The 17,455-nt window shown below is 69.3% G+C and carries 16 protein-coding genes; 8 read left to right on the top strand and 8 right to left on the bottom strand.

Annotation, left to right across the window (positions count from 1 at the left end; all coding sequences use genetic code 11):
• The first annotated feature begins 167 nt into the window (after positions 1-167).
• On the top strand, positions 168-746 hold the full coding sequence (locus ACH4RC_RS13505) for a sigma-70 family RNA polymerase sigma factor (protein WP_398199377.1): 579 nt from the start codon (positions 168-170) through the stop codon (positions 744-746).
• Positions 747-1,150: 404 nt separating this feature from the next.
• Here the strand turns inward: ACH4RC_RS13505 and ACH4RC_RS13510 are convergent, their stop codons facing one another.
• The gene (locus ACH4RC_RS13510) at positions 1,151-2,119 is read right to left on the bottom strand and encodes a zinc-binding dehydrogenase (protein WP_398199379.1); all 969 of its coding nucleotides are present in this window, start codon (positions 2,117-2,119) and stop codon (positions 1,151-1,153) included.
• 67 nt (positions 2,120-2,186) lie between these two features.
• Between ACH4RC_RS13510 and ACH4RC_RS13515 the strand changes: the two genes are divergently transcribed.
• Positions 2,187-2,825, top strand: a complete 639-nt coding sequence (locus ACH4RC_RS13515; protein WP_398199382.1) for a TetR family transcriptional regulator — start codon at positions 2,187-2,189, stop codon at positions 2,823-2,825.
• A 131-nt stretch (positions 2,826-2,956) separates the two neighbouring features.
• Here the strand turns inward: ACH4RC_RS13515 and ACH4RC_RS13520 are convergent, their stop codons facing one another.
• Complete coding sequence (locus ACH4RC_RS13520) at positions 2,957-3,412, bottom strand: hypothetical protein (RefSeq protein ID WP_398199385.1); 456 nt, start codon at positions 3,410-3,412, stop codon at positions 2,957-2,959.
• 376 nt (positions 3,413-3,788) lie between these two features.
• Complete coding sequence (locus ACH4RC_RS13525) at positions 3,789-4,835, bottom strand: SDR family oxidoreductase (RefSeq protein ID WP_398199387.1); 1,047 nt, start codon at positions 4,833-4,835, stop codon at positions 3,789-3,791.
• Between the two features lie 156 nt (positions 4,836-4,991).
• On the opposite strand from ACH4RC_RS13525, the gene ACH4RC_RS13530 reads away from it, so the two are divergent.
• The 3 genes from ACH4RC_RS13530 to ACH4RC_RS13540 all read left to right on the top strand — a co-directional run bounded on the left by ACH4RC_RS13530 (position 4,992) and on the right by ACH4RC_RS13540 (position 6,716).
• The gene (locus ACH4RC_RS13530; RefSeq protein WP_398199389.1) at positions 4,992-5,450 is read left to right on the top strand and encodes a MarR family winged helix-turn-helix transcriptional regulator; all 459 of its coding nucleotides are present in this window, start codon (positions 4,992-4,994) and stop codon (positions 5,448-5,450) included.
• Positions 5,451-5,525: 75 nt separating this feature from the next.
• A complete protein-coding gene (locus ACH4RC_RS13535) occupies positions 5,526-5,651 on the top strand; it encodes a hypothetical protein (RefSeq protein WP_398199391.1) in 126 nt (41 codons plus the stop codon).
• A gap of 339 nt (positions 5,652-5,990) precedes the next feature.
• Positions 5,991-6,716, top strand: coding sequence for an SDR family NAD(P)-dependent oxidoreductase (locus ACH4RC_RS13540; protein WP_398199394.1), 726 nt, complete (start codon positions 5,991-5,993; stop codon positions 6,714-6,716).
• 404 nt (positions 6,717-7,120) lie between these two features.
• On the opposite strand, the gene ACH4RC_RS13545 is transcribed toward ACH4RC_RS13540, so the two are convergent.
• Both ACH4RC_RS13545 and ACH4RC_RS13550 read right to left on the bottom strand, forming a co-directional pair.
• On the bottom strand, positions 7,121-8,209 hold the full coding sequence (locus ACH4RC_RS13545) for a saccharopine dehydrogenase NADP-binding domain-containing protein (RefSeq protein WP_398199397.1): 1,089 nt from the start codon (positions 8,207-8,209) through the stop codon (positions 7,121-7,123).
• Positions 8,210-8,484: 275 nt separating this feature from the next.
• Positions 8,485-9,048, bottom strand: coding sequence for a TetR family transcriptional regulator (locus ACH4RC_RS13550; protein WP_398199400.1), 564 nt, complete (start codon positions 9,046-9,048; stop codon positions 8,485-8,487).
• Positions 9,049-9,362: 314 nt separating this feature from the next.
• Here ACH4RC_RS13550 and ACH4RC_RS13555 point away from each other — a divergent pair, with 314 nt between their 5' ends.
• Genes ACH4RC_RS13555 through ACH4RC_RS13565 form a run of 3 tightly spaced genes read left to right on the top strand, consistent with a single transcriptional unit; the run spans position 9,363 to position 13,652 of the window.
• Positions 9,363-11,624, top strand: coding sequence for an MMPL family transporter (locus ACH4RC_RS13555; protein WP_398199402.1), 2,262 nt, complete (start codon positions 9,363-9,365; stop codon positions 11,622-11,624).
• Positions 11,625-11,631: 7 nt separating this feature from the next.
• Entirely contained in the window at positions 11,632-12,963 is a 1,332-nt protein-coding gene (locus tag ACH4RC_RS13560) for a sensor histidine kinase (RefSeq protein WP_398199405.1), read from the top strand.
• The gene (locus tag ACH4RC_RS13565) at positions 12,960-13,652 is read left to right on the top strand and encodes a response regulator (RefSeq protein ID WP_398199407.1); all 693 of its coding nucleotides are present in this window, start codon (positions 12,960-12,962) and stop codon (positions 13,650-13,652) included. The genes ACH4RC_RS13560 and ACH4RC_RS13565 overlap by 4 nt, the downstream gene beginning before the upstream one ends.
• A gap of 479 nt (positions 13,653-14,131) precedes the next feature.
• Here ACH4RC_RS13565 and ACH4RC_RS13570 read toward each other — a convergent pair whose 3' ends face one another.
• From ACH4RC_RS13570 to ACH4RC_RS13580, 3 genes are all read right to left on the bottom strand, one after another.
• The gene (locus ACH4RC_RS13570) at positions 14,132-15,364 is read right to left on the bottom strand and encodes an FAD-dependent monooxygenase (RefSeq protein WP_398199410.1); all 1,233 of its coding nucleotides are present in this window, start codon (positions 15,362-15,364) and stop codon (positions 14,132-14,134) included.
• Positions 15,361-16,761 (bottom strand): MFS transporter, encoded by a 1,401-nt coding sequence (locus tag ACH4RC_RS13575; RefSeq protein ID WP_398199412.1) that lies wholly within the window; start codon positions 16,759-16,761, stop codon positions 15,361-15,363. Before ACH4RC_RS13575 ends, ACH4RC_RS13570 begins: the two co-directional genes overlap by 4 nt.
• A 298-nt stretch (positions 16,762-17,059) precedes the next feature.
• Entirely contained in the window at positions 17,060-17,425 is a 366-nt protein-coding gene (locus tag ACH4RC_RS13580) for a winged helix-turn-helix domain-containing protein (RefSeq protein ID WP_398200474.1), read from the bottom strand.
• Positions 17,426-17,455: the final 30 nt, after the last annotated feature.

Consider the following 17,455-nt stretch of genomic DNA (forward strand, 5'->3'; position numbering starts at 1 on the left):
GCGCATCACGCGACGCCGGCCTCCGGCCGACCCTTGTCGCTCTCGCCGGCAGACACGACAAGGGAACGACAAGGAGTGGCCAAGGGCTTCGTTCGAGTGTTGAGCCAGTCGCCCGCACTTGCGGTCGAGCAGGCCACAGAGCACTTGAACAGGAGTGGGCACTACCCATGAACGGGACCATGAAGGCGGGCACCGCCCTCCTCGCTCCGGCTCGGGCGCACGCCCGGCCCGTCGCAGCGGAGACTGACCGCGACGCCTTTGTCCGTGACATCTACGAGCAGTACGGGCCTGCGCTCGTTCGGTACGCCACGCGACTGCTGAACGGCGACTGGCACAAGGCCGAGGACATCTTCCAGGAGACCGCGGCCCGCGCCTGGAAGCACGCCGATTTCCTGGCCACCCGCGGCGAACATCTCCGGCCGTGGCTGTTCACCGTGGCGAGGAATCTCGTCATCGACCACCATCGAGTGCGACAGGTCAAGCTGCTCAACCTCATGCCGATCGAAGACGTGGACACTTCCTGGGACAGCACGGAATCGACGATCACCTCCCACGTGGTGCTGCAGGCCCTGCGGGAACTGAACGAGCAGCAGCGAACCGTCATACGCCTCATGTACTACCTGGAATGCAGCGTCGCCCAAACGGCCACGCACCTGGGTATCCCGCCCGGTACGGTCAAGAGCCGCGCCTTCTACGCCGTGCGGGCGCTGCGCAAGGAACTGCGGAAACAGGGTGTTGCACAGTAGGTGCGGTGCGTGGGTGCGGTAGTAGGAGGCGCGGCGTGGTCGGCGATCTCGCGGGCGGGAAGGGTCTCGGTCGCTTCGGCCTCCTGTCAGACGGCCTCGGAGGGGCCATCGACGGCGAACTTGACGGCGTCGTGGTAGCCGACGGTCGGCAAGGAGCGCAGGCCGCCGATGGAAAAGAGATCGACGGGGGCGCTGTTGGAGGGGCACTCATCCAGGGCAGCACCACCCGGGTCACCCCGACAGGCCGAAGACGTTGATGTCGAACAGACGGCGAGTCTCTGCCACCGGTGCTCCACGCCACCCCGGTGCAGTAGCCGACGCCGCCTGATTGACCAGCAATGGCAACCAAAGCCTAAGGCCGCGTAGTTGACGTTTCCGCAGGTCACGCAAGCCACGCCTGATTGTCAGGGGCTCGGCGGGACGTCGCCCTGTCCACTGGAGCGGACGTCGATGACGGCTTTGCCCGGCACGCGGCGTCCTGCCAGTTCAGCGGCTGCCCGCTGCACCTGCGTCCAGTCGGTGCGCAGGGCGACTTGCGGGTCCAGTTCGCCGTTGGCGGTGAGTGCGGCGAGCCAGGTGAGGTCGGCACCCAGCCCGGCGGAATCGTCCAGCAGGTAGAAGGTGGCGATCTGGCGGTTGTGGCGGCGGCCGTTGCCGAAGAGGGCTCCGTAGGGGAACTGCTCGCCGTCGCCGGAGATGTGGCCTGCGGCGACCAGTACGCCGTTGTCGGTCAGGGCGCCGTGTGCGGCGACCATGTGGGCGCCGCCGACCAGTTCGACCACTCCGTTCACCGGTTCGAGGTGCTCAAGGGCGGCCAGGTCGGTGACGATCTCGTGAGCGCCGAGTGCGCGCAGTGCGTCGCCCTTCGCCGGGTCGCTGGTCACCGCGGTGACATGTGCGCCGCCTCGGGCCGCGAGCTGCAGGGTGAAGCGGCCCACGCCGCCGCCCGCCCCGGTCACCAGCACTCGCCGTCCAAGGATCGGGCCGATGCGGTGCAGGGCACGCAACGCCGTGCCCGCCGCGACCGGCAGTGTGCTGATCGGGCCGAGGTCGGCCCCCTCGGGCACGGTGCCGATCAAATCGGTGTCCACGGCGCGCAGTTCGGCCCAGGCTCCGTCCGCCCCCACCGTGACGACGGGGGTGCCGACCGCGGGACCGGAACCGTCTGCGGCCGGCCGGACCACCACGCCCGCGGCGTCCCAGCCGGGCACCGTGCCTGCGTCGCCCTCGGGAACCACGTGATGGACCTCGCCGGCGTTGAGGGAGAACGCGTGGACCCGGATCAGGGCCTGGTGAGCGGTGGGTTCGGGGTCGGCGACCACGGTGAGCGCGAGGTGTCCGGGTGCAGTGTGATCGATCGTCAGGGCTCTCATGACGATCGATAGTGCCACTGAGAGGCATAAGCCTTCAAGAGGCAACAGTCACTGGTAGGCTTCACCCATGCAGAAGGACCTGAAGGAACTGCCGCTGCGCGAGCGGAAAAAGCTCCGGACCCGGCAGGCTCTGGTCAACACGGCCCTCGAGCTGTTCACCGCACGCGGCTTCACCGCGGTGACCCTGGACGAGATCGTTGACGCGGTCGAGATCTCCAAGCGCACCTTCTTCCGCACGTTCACCTCGAAGGAAGACGTGGCCCTGGCCCCGGAGAAAGAACTGTGGGCCGCCTACAGCGCATACATCGAAAGCCGGCCCCTGCCCAGCGAACGCCTGTTCAGTGCCTACAAGGACGCGCTGTTCGCGGCGCTGGAGCAGATGGCGGACGGCTGGGAGCAGCTCTTCCTGGCCAGCCGCAGCCTGGCCGACCGAACCCCCGCGCTGACCGCACACAGCCTGCGCCACTGCTCAGAGGTCTCCGCCAACGTCGTTGAGATCGTGGCGGACCGGCTGGCCGGGCAGCGTCCCGGCCACACCGAACTGCGCCTGCTGCTCGACCTCATGCTGGCCGCCTGGCACTGCGCACTGGAAACGTGGACCTCGTCCAAACCCACAGAGCAGGACCGCGCAGCACTCATCCAGCACGTACACGAAGCCTTCGCGGTCATCCCCGCGGTCGCGGCAGCGGCAGCACAGGACAGCTGAGCGGACAGGACCATGACCCCGCCGGGCCTGTGACGATCATGCGGACTGCGAAGCGCCACCAGGGCGAGTGTCAGCAGTCGATTCGCTGTCCCTGCCACTGCCGCGCCGCATCGCGTGGAACCTACCGCTGCTCACCTGTTCAAGAGCACGACGATGCTCATCACCGCACCGGCCAGGGCGACGCCGGCGTGCAGCGCAGTCCACAGGGCGTACAGCCGCAGTCGGCACCACAGGCGGTGCCGACTGCGGTGATCGGCACGGGCTGCCTGCCGGTCCGCCTCCAGGGCCATGTGGGGAAATGCCGTGTCGAGTCGATACCGGATGGCTGCTGCCTGGGCCAGGTGCAGGTCGCATCGCTCCCGGTATTTCAGGCTGACGGCAGCTCCATAGAGTCCGAGAGCTGTCATGCCGACCGTCACGCCCAGGACCAGATGATCACTGATGCCTTGATGAAAGACGAGCCCGACGGCGACTGACGCCACGACCAGAATCGTGTTCGTGAGGGTGGCGCGCTGCGTTTCCAGTTGTCGGATCTGGTCCCGCTGGTCCTGCCAGAACTGAAGCAGGATGTCGTGCTCGTCCGCCATCTTCGTTCCCTCCCCTGTCACCCGCCGGTTCGCACGGCTGCCCGGCAGGGCTGTTGCAGGTGGCCAGACTGCCTGCCCGCCCTCTGAGGGGACGCTTCCTGCGACCCCGACGTCAATTGCGGCGCCTGCGCCTGTCAGCCGAAACCGGTCCGCACGGTCTTGGGATCTTCGCCGACGACGGCGTCGACGGGTGCCGTATGCCGGATCCGGTCAGAGCATTTTCCGGCTGTCTCAGCTGTCTCAGCTGTCTCAGCCATCTTCACGAGAGGATCGACAGTCACGCCGCGACGCGACCAGACCAACCAGACCCAGTGGACCAGAGCGCGCGCCCGCTCAGACCTCCACAACCACTGTGTGACGGTTTCGGTCCTCAGCCTCAGATCGCCGGTTCGAACAGGGTCGGTGGCACCGGGGGCGTGGCGAGGAGGGCGGCGATCCTCGGAATCTGGTCCGCCACGCTCGCGCTGTGTTTCCTGAATGCCTCGATCGAAGCGAACTCCTGGGTGACCAGCAGCGGTCCGTCGGCGTCGCCGCGCGCGCGGTGCACCGAGTAGTGCAGGCAGCCCGGTTCGGCGCGGATCTGCGGAGCGAGTTCGGCCAGCACCTCAAGGAGGTCCTCGCGCCGTCCGCTCTTGGGCTCCATCGTGGACGTGGCAACGACCGGGCCGGTACTGATCGGCTGGTCGCCCTGGAGCACGGCCAGCGCTTCGTCCGCCTCGGCCTGAGTGCGCAGCCGGATCTCGAGGCCGCCCTCGGCCACTGCGGCCGAGGCCGCGACGGCGACCGCACCAACCTGGTCGGCGCTGACCCAGTCCGGATCGCCGGAGTCGACCAGGCGGGTCCTGACCGGCCCGAGCACCAGGGCGAAGACCCGTTGCTGTCCTGCCACCTCGGCCTCGACCACCTGTCGCATCATCAGCAGGGCGGCCTGCTCCATGCTGACCAGGCCGCTGCCGGGAACCGGCGTGAGAGCGGACGCCCCGACGATCAACGTGTAGGCGCCGCGGGCGTTGAGCCTGGGCAGGAAGGCGCGCAGGACGGCCATGTGCGCAGTCGCGAGCCCGACGAAGGCGTTCTGCCAGTCGCTCTCGTCGATCTCCCAGAGCCGCTTGCCGGCCCACCAGCCGCCGATCGGGGCCACTACGTCGTCGACACCTCCGAGCGTGCGCTCCATCTCCTGGGCAAGCTGCTCGGCGCCGTCGAACGTCGTGTAGTCGTGGACCACCAGGTGCAGGCGGTCGGTCGCCGCGTCACCGAGCACGCGCCGGAACTCCTCCGCCCGTTCCCGGGTGCGGGTCGGGACCACGACGTCCGCACCGGCGGCGAGGTAGCTGCGGACAACACCCTCCCCCACCGCTCCCGTGCCGCCCGGAACGACAACTCTGCGGCCGGACAGATGGGTAAGTGCCTTGCTGCTGTACATGCGATGACTCCTGGAAAGCGGTAGGGACAGTCGACAGCGGTAGGGACAGTCACCCCGGCGGCCCGGGTACCGCCCCTCCGCATGTTGGCCAAACCAACGTTGGCTGACCCAACATAGCAGGAATGCGTTGGGGCGGCCAACGATTAGCATGGGGGCATGGCGGACATGGATCAGGCACTGCAACCCCCGGCCCGACTGCGCGAACTCACCAGCTGGCAGGCGAGCAAAGTGTCCACGCTCGGCGCCCGGCTGACCGCGCGGCACATGCCGCTGAGCGCCCGCGCCGAATTCGCCGTCCTGGCGGCACTGGAGGAGTACGGGCCGCTCAGTCAGGCCGAGATCGGCCGCCGCCTCGGCCTGGACCGCAACGACATCAGCGGCATCCTCAACCGGCTGCAAGACGACCACCGCATCCACCGGCAGCCCGACCCCGCCAACCGGCGCCGCAACGTCGTCACCCTCACCGCCGCCGGAAGGCAGCACCTCGAAGAACTCCAACAGCACACCGATGCCGTCCAGGCCGAACTGCTCGCCGGCCTCGACACGGCGGAACGGCGACAGTTGCACTCCCTGCTTGCGAAGCTGCTCGGCAGCCACCAGCCGCAACCGGCTTGAGGGTGTTCCTGCCTCCGTGGCGGCAGGAACACCCTGACCGCCGACGAGTGGATGACGGCGGAAGGTGAACTGAGGGTGGGCCACCGGCACGAGTTCGTCGTCCAGGGCGAAGACCTGCGCAGAGCACGCTCCTCCACCCTTCGCACGAGCCGCATCGTCCAGGCCGTCCACGCGCTACTGACCTGCGACTACTCAGGATGAGAGAGGTTCACTCAGCCACGGGTGAGCACAACCCGCCAGTGTCGGCGACCGGATCGCCGCGCCTGTGCCGCTGACTCTCGGATGACGCAGTCCAACTGACACTCCCCGCAAGAAAGGTCTCGCCCATCCGGCTCTGCCACGCGCGTCCGAAGCCGGCGAAGACGGCGAAGACGGCGAAGGTGTACGCGCCGCCACCGGTTGCCGAGAAGGTGCCGCTCATCGTTGTCGCGAATCTTCCGTTCAGGCTGTCGCGCCGGTCCGAGCCGCCGTGACCACGCCCTTCCTACTATTGTTTCGGCGTACATCGGAATGTCGGAACAAGGTTAACGGGGTGGCGAATTGAGCACGATCGCAATCGTCGGCGCAGGTCCGCAACTGGGGCGCGCGATCGGTCGGCGGTTCGCCGCCGAAGGGTTCGACGTGGCGCTGATCGCCCGTAACCGTACGACGCTCCGGGCGGTGGCCGACGATCTGCCCGATACCGGCGTCCGGGTCGGGGTGTTCCCCGCCGACGTCACCGATCGTCCCGCTCTGCACGCGGCGCTGACCGCCGCCGAGGAGCAGCTGGGGCCGATCGACGTTCTCGAGTACTCGCCCGCGCCCTCCCCGGCAGACCTGCGCCGCGCGCCGCTCGTCGAGGCCACGAAGGTCACCGTCGACTCGGTTCTGGCCCAGCTGGATCTCTACCTGCTCGGCGGTGTCGCGGCGGTGCAGCACGTCCTGCCCGGCATGCTGGAGCGCGGCACGGGGACAGTCCTGGTCAGCAGTGGCGCGGGGTCGGGGCCGGTGATCGCCCCGCACGTGGCGAACGTCCAGATCGCCACCGGTGGAATGCGGAACTGGATCCTCAACCTGCATGCGGCGCTTGCCGGTTCCGGCGTCTACGCCGCGCACGTGGCGATCGCCGCCTTCATCGGCCAGGGGGGCCACGACTCCCAGCCGCAGACGATGGCCGACGCCTACTGGCGGCTGCACACCGAACGCACCGAAGCCGAGCTGGTCATCCAGGACCTGCCGGACGACTACCTGGAACGGGGCCTGGCGGACAAGTTCGTCGAGTCCTGAGCCGCTGACGGCTTCGCGGGTCGTTGTCTGGCGCGTGAGTTCGGAGCCCGGCGCCGTGGGCGCCGGCCTGCCGCTCGGCCAAGTCGCGGTGCACCGCCCCACGGCCCGGGAGATCGCCAGGCCCGCCGTCCGCAGCGCCGTCCGAGCGGCGGCGGCCCGGGTTCCGCCCTCGTCGGGGACGCCCTCGTCGGGGACGACGAGGGACAGCGCGCCCGGCGCGTCACCGCGACGGCCCCCCACTTGTCAGCGGTGGCACGGGAGATGCCCATGTCGTCGGCGCCGTGCGCGATGGGGCGTCCGGTGCGGACCCGTTCGGTCAGGAGGCGTCTGCCGTGCTTGGACGGGTCAGCCGGGCATGGGAGTGGGCCATATGTCCTGTGGCCGTGAGCATGCGGTGCGGGGCCTCAGTCGAAGATGAAGGTGCCGCCGGCTGCGGTGGCGAGGTCGGGCCCGAGGGCTGCCGCGGGAGTGTAGGCGCCCGGCTTGCCCTGGCCGCGTGCGAGGCGGGCGGCGGTCTCGGCGGCGACGGCGGCGGTGTAGTCCATGCCGTCGTCGGCGCGCAGCCAGCCCTCGCGACGGGTGCCGTCGGGCCAGGTGACGACCGCGTGGCCCCAGGAGTGCCGGCGCGGCCTGGGCGTGGCCTTCACCTTGACGGCGGCCATACGACGGACGGCGAAACGCTGCACCGCCGGGATCGACAGCAGCTTCCCGGCCAGCGGAAGGATCGCGCGTGCGATCGCGGACGTGGGGGCCAGGGCCGTGGTCACGGTGACCGAGCCGGCGCCGCTGACCCGCTGTGCGGCCATGAGTTCGCCGGCGGGAGCGCCCGCGGACTTCACCGTCTCGCCATCGGGGAGGGTGAGATGCTGCGGGTCGGCGCCCAGGCGCGCGGTGACCAGCCGGCCGTTTTCGTAGGCACGGCCGCCCATGGACAAGGTGTCCACGATGGAGGCGGCGAACGCGGAGCCCATGGTGCCCGCGCTCATCCCGACCGAGCCCAGGGCATCGACGCGTACCCGCTCAGGGGTGGGCCGGTTCTCGCACAGTTCGGCCACGACGGCCTCGGCGGCCAGGACACCGAACCCCGCGCCGGTGACCAGCGTGCTTCCCGCTGCCGCGGCATCGTCATGCAGGACGAAGATACGGGGAAGGGCTACGAGGTCGGCTGCCATGTCGACGTAGTGACCACCCGCCCGCATGCACGCGCGGGCGATCGGAGTGGCGGTCTCGGCGAAGCTGCCGATGGCATTGACGACCACGGCGGGCCGTTGCCGGGTGATCTCGGCGGCGATGTCGTCCGTTGAGGCCGTGACGACTATCTTCGCCTTCTTTCCGGCCCCGGAATTCGCCGCGGCCTTGTCCAGGCCGTCCTTTCCGCGCCCGACGAGGACCGTGGTGAATCCTTGTGCCGCCAGGCGGCTCGTGACAGCGCCGCCGATCCGGCCCGCCGCCCCGAGGACCCAGATCTCTCCGGTGTGGGTAGGTGACGTCATTGCTTCTCCTGTCCGTGCCGGCTCGGCGGGCTGGATGCCTCACCCGCACCGCGATGTCTCACTGTGCCGTCATCTTCGCAGCCATGATGACACAGTGAGACATCGCGGTGCGGCAAGATTGACGGGAGGGGATGGGGCAGGTGAACCCAGCGGGCCGTGCGCCATGGTCGAGGCTGCCGACCCGCAGAAATGCGTCGGCCCGGGTGCGGGCACCGCACGCAGGGCCGGTTGATGGCACCGCCCGCTACCGGGCGGGCGGACGTGCCAGCACGCGCTCAGGACTCCAAGGCGCGGGAGAACTCGGCGAGGACGGCGTCGAACCTGGCACGGAACGCGGCGCCGTCAGGGTCGTCAAGCCAGAGCTCGAAGGCGGTACTGGATGCGGCCACACCGACTTGCGCGAGCATGTTCGCCAGCGGTGTGGGGGTTCCCCGGCCGCGCAGGGCCTCGGCGAGGGCGTCGACAATCAGGGCGAGCTTCGTGCGCTCGCGCTCCTGCAGCTCGGGGTTGGTGCGGATCACTGCGCGCCGCGCCCCGGCGGTCGGGACGGCCTGGACCAGCCGGTCACCCACGTCCCGCAGTGCCACCACCGTGGCATCCCACGGGCCGAGTTCCTCATGGGCCTCGGCCGCCGCGGCGCCGACGGTCTCGGCGAGTCGCTCCGAGTCCGCGAAGAACGCATCACGCTTGTCGGTGAAGTAGCGCGAGAAAGTGCGGCGGGCGAGCCCCGCGCGCTCGGTGATGTCGGTGACCGTCACATTCTCGTAGCCGCGCTCTACGGACAACTCGATCGCGGCATCTCTCAGCCGCTCCTTGGCTTCGGGCATCCAGCGGGGCATGCCGCCACTCTAGCCAACGGCTCATTGAGACATCGAATACCGGGGACCAGTGAGCCCCGCGCTGACAGACCACAGACCACGGACCACAGACCACCAGGAGACCTGGTCCTGCATCCGGGTCACCCACCCAGCGCCCCGAGCCGGCATGTAATGCGTACGCACCAGGTCATGGGCGTGGCTGGTCCGGGTGCACCAGGGGACGACGGTGGCCGGGGACGATGCCCGGCGGTGCGCCGCAGGGAAGGGTGGGAGGCGCGTGAATCCCACGCGATTCCTTTGCCTGGCGCGCCTAGCGGTGTCTGGAGTGATCAACGGTGGCGACAATTCTTTACCGGATCGGACGGTGGGCCTTCCGGCGGCGCCGGCTCGTGGGCGGTCTCTGGCTCGGTGCCCTGGTGGTGGCCGTGGCCGCCGCGGCCTTGGCGCCGGCCAGTGAGGACGAGGACCTCGCCATGCCCGGCACCGAGTCGCAAAAGGCGTTCGACCTGCTGGACGAGCGTTTTCCGCAGAGCAACTCACAGGGCGCCGAAGCCCGCTTGGTGTTCCGGGCCCCGGACGGACAGAAGGTAACGGCCAGAGAGAACAGGGTGGCCGTCAAGGACACGCTCGGCTCGCTGGACGGGGGCGACCAGGTGGCGTCGACCACCGACCCCTACGAGACCGGCGCGGTCAGCGAGGACGGCACCATCGCCTACTCCACGATCACCTACACCGCGGACGCCGTCGACCTGTCCGAGTCGACGAAGAGCACCCTCGAAGACGCCGCGACCCATGCCCGGGACGCGGGGCTCACCGTGGAGATCGGCGGCTCGGCCCTGGACGCGGAAGAGGAACCGGGCGGTACGACGGAGATGATCGGCGTCGCGGTCGCGGCCGTGGTGCTGGTCCTCGCCCTCGGCTCGCTGGTCGCGGCCGGACTGTCGCTGCTGACCGCCTTCGTGGGCGTGGCCATCGCCTTCGGCCTGGTCTCCGCGCTGGCCGTGCCGCTGGGCCTGACGTCCACCGTCGCCATCCTGGCGCTGATGCTGGGCCTCGCCGTCGGCATCGACTACGCGCTCTTCATCACCTCCCGCTTCCGCGACGAGCGCGCCAGGGGCAGCGAACCGGAGGAGGCCGCGGGCCGGGCGGTGGGCACGGCCGGATCCGCCGTCGTCTTCGCGGGCGCGACCGTCCTGATCGCCCTGGCAGGGCTGGGGGTCGTCGGAATCCCCGAACTGACCAAAATGGGCCTGGGCGGCGCGGGCGCCGTGGCCCTTGCCGTACTCGTCGCACTGACCCTGGTCCCCGCGCTGTTCGGCTTCTTCGGCCGACGGGTGCTGTCCCGCGCCGTCCGCAAGTCCACCCGGCCGGGACGCGACCGCCCGCACCCGCTGCCCGCCTCCGCCGACCGGCGGTCCGGGCTCGGCACCCGCTGGGCACGGTTCGTACTGCGCCGGCCGGTGGCCGTGCTGCTGACCGCCGGGCTCGGTCTCGGCGCCGTGGCCCTGCCGGCCCTGAGCCTCGAACTCGGCCTGCCCGGCGACGAGTCCAAGTCGGTGGAGACCACCCAGCGCCGCGCCTACGACCTGCTGTCGGAAGGCTTCGGCCCCGGCTTCAACGGCCCGCTGACCATCGTCGTGGACATGTCTGCACCCGCATCCCCGGGCTCCGGGGACACTCAGGCCATCACTGACGAGGTCGTCAAGGCCGTACGGGCAGTGGACGGGGTCGCGTCGGTCGGTGATCCGGTTCTCAGCCGGGCCAAGGACACGGCCGTCCTCACCGCCGTCCCGCGGACCGCGCCGAACAGCGGCGAGACCAAGGACCTGGTGCACGCGCTTCGCGGAGCGGTCGGGGGCGTCGAGTCCGACACGGGCGCCGGTGTCCTGGTGACCGGTACCACCGCGTTGAACATCGACATCTCCGAAGCCATGTCCGACGCCCTCATCCCGTATCTGAGCGTGGTCATCGGCCTGGCGGTGCTTCTGCTGATGGTGGTCTTCCGCTCGGTCCTGGTCCCGGTGAAAGCCGCGCTCGGTTTCCTGCTGTCGGTGGGCGCCGCCTTCGGCGTCCTCGTCGCCGTCTTCCAGTGGGGCTGGGCGGCGGACCTCATCGGCATCGAGCAGACCGGACCTGTCATGTCGCTGATGCCGATTCTCGTCATCGGCATCGTGTTCGGCCTCGCCATGGATTACGAGGTCTTCCTCCTCACCCGGATGCGGGAGGCCTACGCCCATGGCGCCTCCCCCGGCGAGGCGATCGTCAGCGGTTTCCGGCACAGCGGACGTGTGGTGGCCGCGGCGGCGATCATCATGATCAGTGTGTTCGCCGGGTTCATCGGGATGAGCAGCCCGACCATCCAGACGATGGGTGTCGGTCTGGCCGCCGCCGTCGCCTTCGACGCCTTCGTCGTCCGGATGGCGATCGCCCCCGCGGTCCTGGCACTGCTCGGGCACCGGGCCTGGTGGCTGCCCCGTATCCTGAACCGCGTGTTGCCGAATGTGGATATCGAGGGTGAGGCGCTGAGCAAGCATGTCCCGGCCCCCGCAGCCGAGTTGGACGCAGCAGGGCGGCGACTGCCCGTCGGCCGGGGCTGAGCCGGCCATGGCGAACACGGGTGGCGGTGGCCCGCGACCACGCGGCACGTGGTGGCGGGAGGCGGCGATCACGACAACGGCGTTCGCGCTCTGCCTGCTCGGCGGCGTGGTGCAGGACGACGGCCGCACGCTGTCACCGCCATCCGCTGCCGCCTACTTCATCGCCGTGGTGTCCTGCGCGGTGCTGCCGGCGCGGCACCGGGCGCCCCTGGTCGCCATGGCGGTCACGACCGCGAGCGGCGTACTGGCTCCGCTCCTGGGCCTCCTGCTGAGCCCGCTCATCGTGGCCCCCGCGGTGATCACCGCCTACTCCTACTCGCTCGCCGCGCGCACCGAACGGCGCGCGGCGAGCGCCGTGGCGCTCATCTCCATGGCGCTGCTGGTCGCCTCGACCCCCTTGCTCGGTGCCCTCTCGTGGAAGGACGCGAGCAGGATAGGTGCGGTGGCGGCGTTTCCGCTGGTGGCCGGCGTACTGGGTCACTCGGTGCAGAACCGACGCGCATACCTGGCGGCCGTGGAGGAGCGGGCCCTGCGGGCCGAGAAGAGCCGGGACAGCGAGGCGCGCCGCAGAGTGGCCGAGGAACGGGTACGCATCGCCCGGGAACTGCACGACCTCGTGGCCCATCAGATCACCCTGGCCAACGCGCAGGCCACGGTCGCAGCCCATCTCTTCGACAGCCGCCCGGAGCAGACCCGCAAGAGCCTGGAGGAACTTGTCGAGACCACCCGCGACGCGCTCGACGACCTGCGGGCCACGGTAGGTCTGCTGCGTCAGTCCGGGGACGCGGCCGCGCCCGCCGAACCGGCGCCCGGCCTTTCGCGGCTCCCCACGCTCCTCGAGTCGTTCCGCCGCGCGGGTCTGGAGGTGTCGATGGACCAGGAGGGCACGGTCAGGCCGCTGCCGCCGGGGGTCGACCTCACCGCGTACCGCATCGTCCAGGAGGCCCTGACCAACGTGACCAAGCATGCCGGTACGGGCAGCGCCCGGGTACGCCTCGTCTGGAACCGCGACCGTGTGACCATTACCATCGCCGACGACGGAGCCGACGCCCGTACAACATCGACCGCTGCCACGGGACCGGCCATGTCCACGGCGGGGGGCCGGGCGCCCGGTTTCGGTCTGATCGGGATGCGTGAACGTGCCACCGCGGTCGGGGGGCACCTCTCCGCGGGCAGGCGCCCCGAGGGCGGCTTCCTCGTCTCCACCCAACTGCCCCTGCCGCCTGCCAAGGACCCGACGCGGCGGACTGACGGAGCAACAACCACCGAGGGATTGATGACCGGCGAATCGACAGGTGCCGAAAGGACGGGCGACCAGGAGACCGGGGGTACGCCGTGACGCTGCGGGTGCTGCTCGCCGACGATCAGGCCCTGCTGCGCAGTGCCTTCCGGATACTTCTCGACAGCTCCGACGACATCACCGTGGTCGGCGAGGCCGCCGACGGCAGGGAGGCGGTGAGGCTCACCCGGGAACTGCGTCCGGACGTGGTGATCATGGACATCCGTATGCCCGAGGTGGACGGTCTCACCGCGACGTCGGAGATCTGCGCGGACCCGGAACTGCGTGCCAGTCGCATCCTGATCCTCACCACGTACGAGACCGACGAGTACGTCGCCCAGGCGCTGCGCGCGGGGGCCGGCGGCTTCATCGGCAAGGGCATCGGCGCCGAGGACCTCCTGGACGCCGTGCGTACGATCGCCGACGGCGACACCCTTCTGTCCCCCGCCGCGACCCGCTCCCTGGTCGCCCGTTTCCTGGCCACACCGGACGACGCCCCGCCGCACCACCCCGAACGGCTCGCCGTACTCACCCCGCGCGAACGCGAGATGGTGGCTCTGGTCGCGACCGGCCTGTCCAACCAGGAGATCGCCGAGCGGATGTTCCTCAGCCCCTTCACCGTCCGCGCCCACGTCCAGCGCGCCATGACGAAGCTCCAGGCCCGCGACCGGGCGCAACTCGTCGTCTTCGCCTACCAGACGGGCCTGGCCCGCGCCACCGACGACGGTGGCACCGACCGCCTGTCGTAGTCGTAGTCGGTCACGGAGAGGCTGAGGCTGAGGCTGAACGGTCGGGCGAGGGCCGTCTTGATGAGGAAGTCCTGGCCCCTTTTAGTGATCACCGGGACGCGGTCACAGCCCATGGGGAGGGCATAGCCGACCGGCGAGCCACGGGGCGGTCCACTCAGCCCCGTGGCATTCGTTCAGGGGCCGGCCGATCTCAGCAGCGGCTCGACCGCGCCCGAGCTGGGCCCCTCACTGTCCAAGGGAGGCTTTTCGGGGCCGAGTTGCGCGGCGTAGGCGAAGGCGTCGTCGTTGTGGTGCTCGACGGTTTCCCCTGCCGTCCCATTCCAGCGAACCGGCCCAGCGAACCGGCGAAGGTCCGCGGCATGACACTGGATCGCGGGAATGAGCGTGCGGGTTCACGGCGCCCCTGCAGCCGACCGGCCGGGAAGGGCGCGGATGCAGTCACGCATCCGGCCCCACCGGCCCGCCCCCTGAGTTTCGGGTCATGGCATCGAAGCGAATTCGGGCAGCGTGAGGGCTGAGTGGGCCGGTCGCGCGGTCGCGGAGGGCATGGTGGTGAGGCCACGCAGGATGGTGTTGCGTTGCTCCAGGGCCCGCATCGTGGTGGGGAAGAGCGTGGCGGCACCGTTGGCGACCAGAGCCTGATTCATGGCGACGAACTCGCGGACGTCGCGCTCATAGGCGGCGAAGGCCGCAGTGTGGTCCGGGTTCGTGGCCAGGGCGTGGGCGAGCATGTAGGCACCGACCAGCGCGAGGCTTGAGCCCTGTCCGGTGAGGAACGAGGGTGCGTACGCGGCATCTCCGACGAGCGCGACGCGGCCGCTGGACCAGCGGGGCAGGTGGATCTGACCAGCCGTGTCGAAGAACAGGTCGTCCGCGTCGCGCATGGCGGCGACCATGCCAGGGACCTCCCATCCCGCGCCTGCGAAGACCGTGGCGACCAGGTCCCGTTGGGCGTCGGGGTCCCGGAGGGCATCGAACGGCGGTTCCGGTTGGTGGAAGTTCAGGAAGGCGTGCAGTTCGTTGTCGGCCCCGACGGCGTAGAGGGCCGCGGCTTTCCCCGGGGCGTTCCACATCATGAGCTCGCGGGAGAGCCCGAAGGTGTTCGGCATGGTGAATATGGCGAAGCAGTAGCCGAGGTAGCGGTGGAACTGCGCTTCGGGGCCGAAGAGTGCGCCCCGGGTGTGTGAGTGCAGACCGTCGGCGCCGATCACGAGGTCGAACGTGCGCTCTTTCCCACTGTGGAAAGTGACCTCGGCCTTGTGTACGGACTGGTCGAGGGTGCCGATGGAGTCGATGGAGTCGTTGAACAAGAATTCCACGTCGTCGCGAACCAGCGCGTAGAGAATGGCGCCCAGGTCCCCCCGGCGCACCTCCAGGTCCTGCCCCTTGACACTGCCGTCAACGGCGTCCGGGCTGAGTACAGCCAGTTCACCGCCATCGGCGTTGAGGAAGGTAAAGCGACGTGAGTGGATGTGCGCGTCGTGCAGCCGCGGCAGTATTCCCATCCTGCGGACCACCTCTGTCGCAGTACCGCGGATGTCGATCGGATATCCGCCGTCGCGCAGTGTGCTTGCCTTCTCCACCACGGTGACGGCGAACCCGGACCGGCTCAGCCAGTACGCCAGCGCAGGTCCGGCAATGCTGGCTCCGGAAATGAGAACCGTGCGCTTCGCGGTAGTACTCACGTTCATCGACAGACCGGTAGGCGTCATGCCTGGGCTCCCTTTTTCGACATGTTGCGGACGACGAGCAATGACAACGCGGCGACGAGGCCGGCGATGGCGAAAGCTGTGGCGAAGGCCGATTCGGTCGACAGACCCGTCGCCGGATCGGCCCCGGCGTCGAGGATCGCGCCGGCGATCTGGGCGCCCAGAACGGTGCCGATCACGCGGACCACCGTCAGCAGGCTGGTAGCGATGCCGATGTCCTTGGTCTCCACGCCGGTGGCGGTACTGGCAAGCAACGCCGTCGTACCGATGCCCGCGGCGAACGCGATCAGCACCTTGGCGACGGCGAGCTGCCATTCCGCGGTGTGCACCACCGTGAGGGCCATCATCGTGGCCACCGTGACGGCGGCTCCGACGGTGACCACGGCGCGCGTACCGAAACGCCGCGCCGCGATCCCGCCGATCGAATCGCTTACGCACCCGGCGATGGCGCCGGGCAGCAGCAGCATTCCTATGTCGGTGGTGTCGGCTCCGAAGCCGTACCCGTCGGCCGGTGCCCCGAACATCTGCGGGAAGAGATAACCCACCATCCCGAAACTGGCGGTTATGACGAAGGTGAGCCCGAACGCATTTCGCACTGCGGGCTTTGCCAGCATGCGCAGATCGACCATCGGCGAGGCTGCCCTGCGCTCGACGGAGACCCATGCGATGGCGAGTGCGGCCACGCCCACCACGATGGCACCTGCCGCAGGCGGCGACACGCCGTCGCCCTCCGTCACCGCCTTCATCCCGAGCATGAACGCGAGCAATGTGGCGCTCAGCAGGCAAACGCCAGGCCAGTCGATCCTGTTGTCCGACTCGATCGGCGGATCATGCGGCATGAGCCACATCACGGCCGACGTCATCCCTGTGATCACGATCGTCGGTATCGCGAACATCCAATGCCAGGACATTCCTTCCGCTACCGGCCCGGCGAACAACATTCCCACCATGCTGCCGCTGGTGAAGAGCGCAACGACCACCCCGATCGCCGCCTGTGACGCTCCTGTCGAGAGGTGTTTGCGCGCGAGAATGAATGAGAGGGGCAGCGCACCCACCATGGCTCCCTGCAACACCTGACCGAGTAACAACAGCGGCAAGTTAGGCGCCAGGCTGGCCAGCAGACCACCGGCCGACACTACGGCCATCAGCGAGACCAGCACCCGCTTTCCCCCGTAGCGGTCGCCAAGTTTGCCTGTGACAGGCGTGATGGCAGCGCCGGTGATGAGCAATACGTTGCCGATCAATGCCGCATCACCATTACTCACCCCCAGCTCACCTCGCAGCAGCGGGAGCGCAGGCTCCACCACTGACTGCAGGGTGCCGAGGGCGAGTGCCAAGAAACCGAGGGCACCGATCGCCGGCCTCCCTATACGGGTTGGGGAAACGCTAGCTACGGACATGGACGTCCTTTCATTGCTGGTTGCGAGCAAGTGCGTGAAGCTGCTGGATGTGTGCGCTGCGCTCCCGTGGCGCGCACGCGAACGGGGTTACCGATCGCGCTGGTCGTTGGCGCCGGTCCGTTGGCGCTGGTCCGTTGGCGGGACGAACTGCCCGGCAGGTCCGTTGGCTGAGTCGTCCGGCCGCGTCATAGCGGCACCGCCGGAAGACCCGACATCCGCATACGGTCAAGAAATGTCGCCACCTGTTGATCACTCCAGACACCGCCAGGCAGGGGAAGCGCGCGGGATTCGCGCGCCGTCAACACTTCCTTGCGGCGCCCCGCGGGGCATCGTTCGCCGCCGCCGTCTTCCCCTGGTGCACCCGGACCAGCCACGCACATGTCCTGGTGCCTACGCACCAACCACAGGCCGACTGCGGCGTCGCCGTCGCACGCCGCCGCGCTGTTTCCGCCTGGGGCCAGGTCTCCTTCCGCCACCCGGCGACGACTTCCTCGTCCCGCTCGACGGCATGGCGGACCGGTACCTGATGGCTGAAGCCGTTGCGGCGCATCTGCGCGATGGCTGACAGCGTCATGCTCTTGTGGAACCGGCGTCCGATCAGTGTCTTGATCCGTGCCAGGGTCCAGGTCTGGTCCGGCCGGCCGTGCGCGGGGCCCCTGGCCAGTTCCCGCGCCTCCTCGGTCGCCTCAGGGAA

It is taken from the genome of Streptomyces sp. NPDC016845, from assembly GCF_044332585.1.
GTDB lineage: Bacteria > Actinomycetota > Actinomycetes > Streptomycetales > Streptomycetaceae > Streptomyces.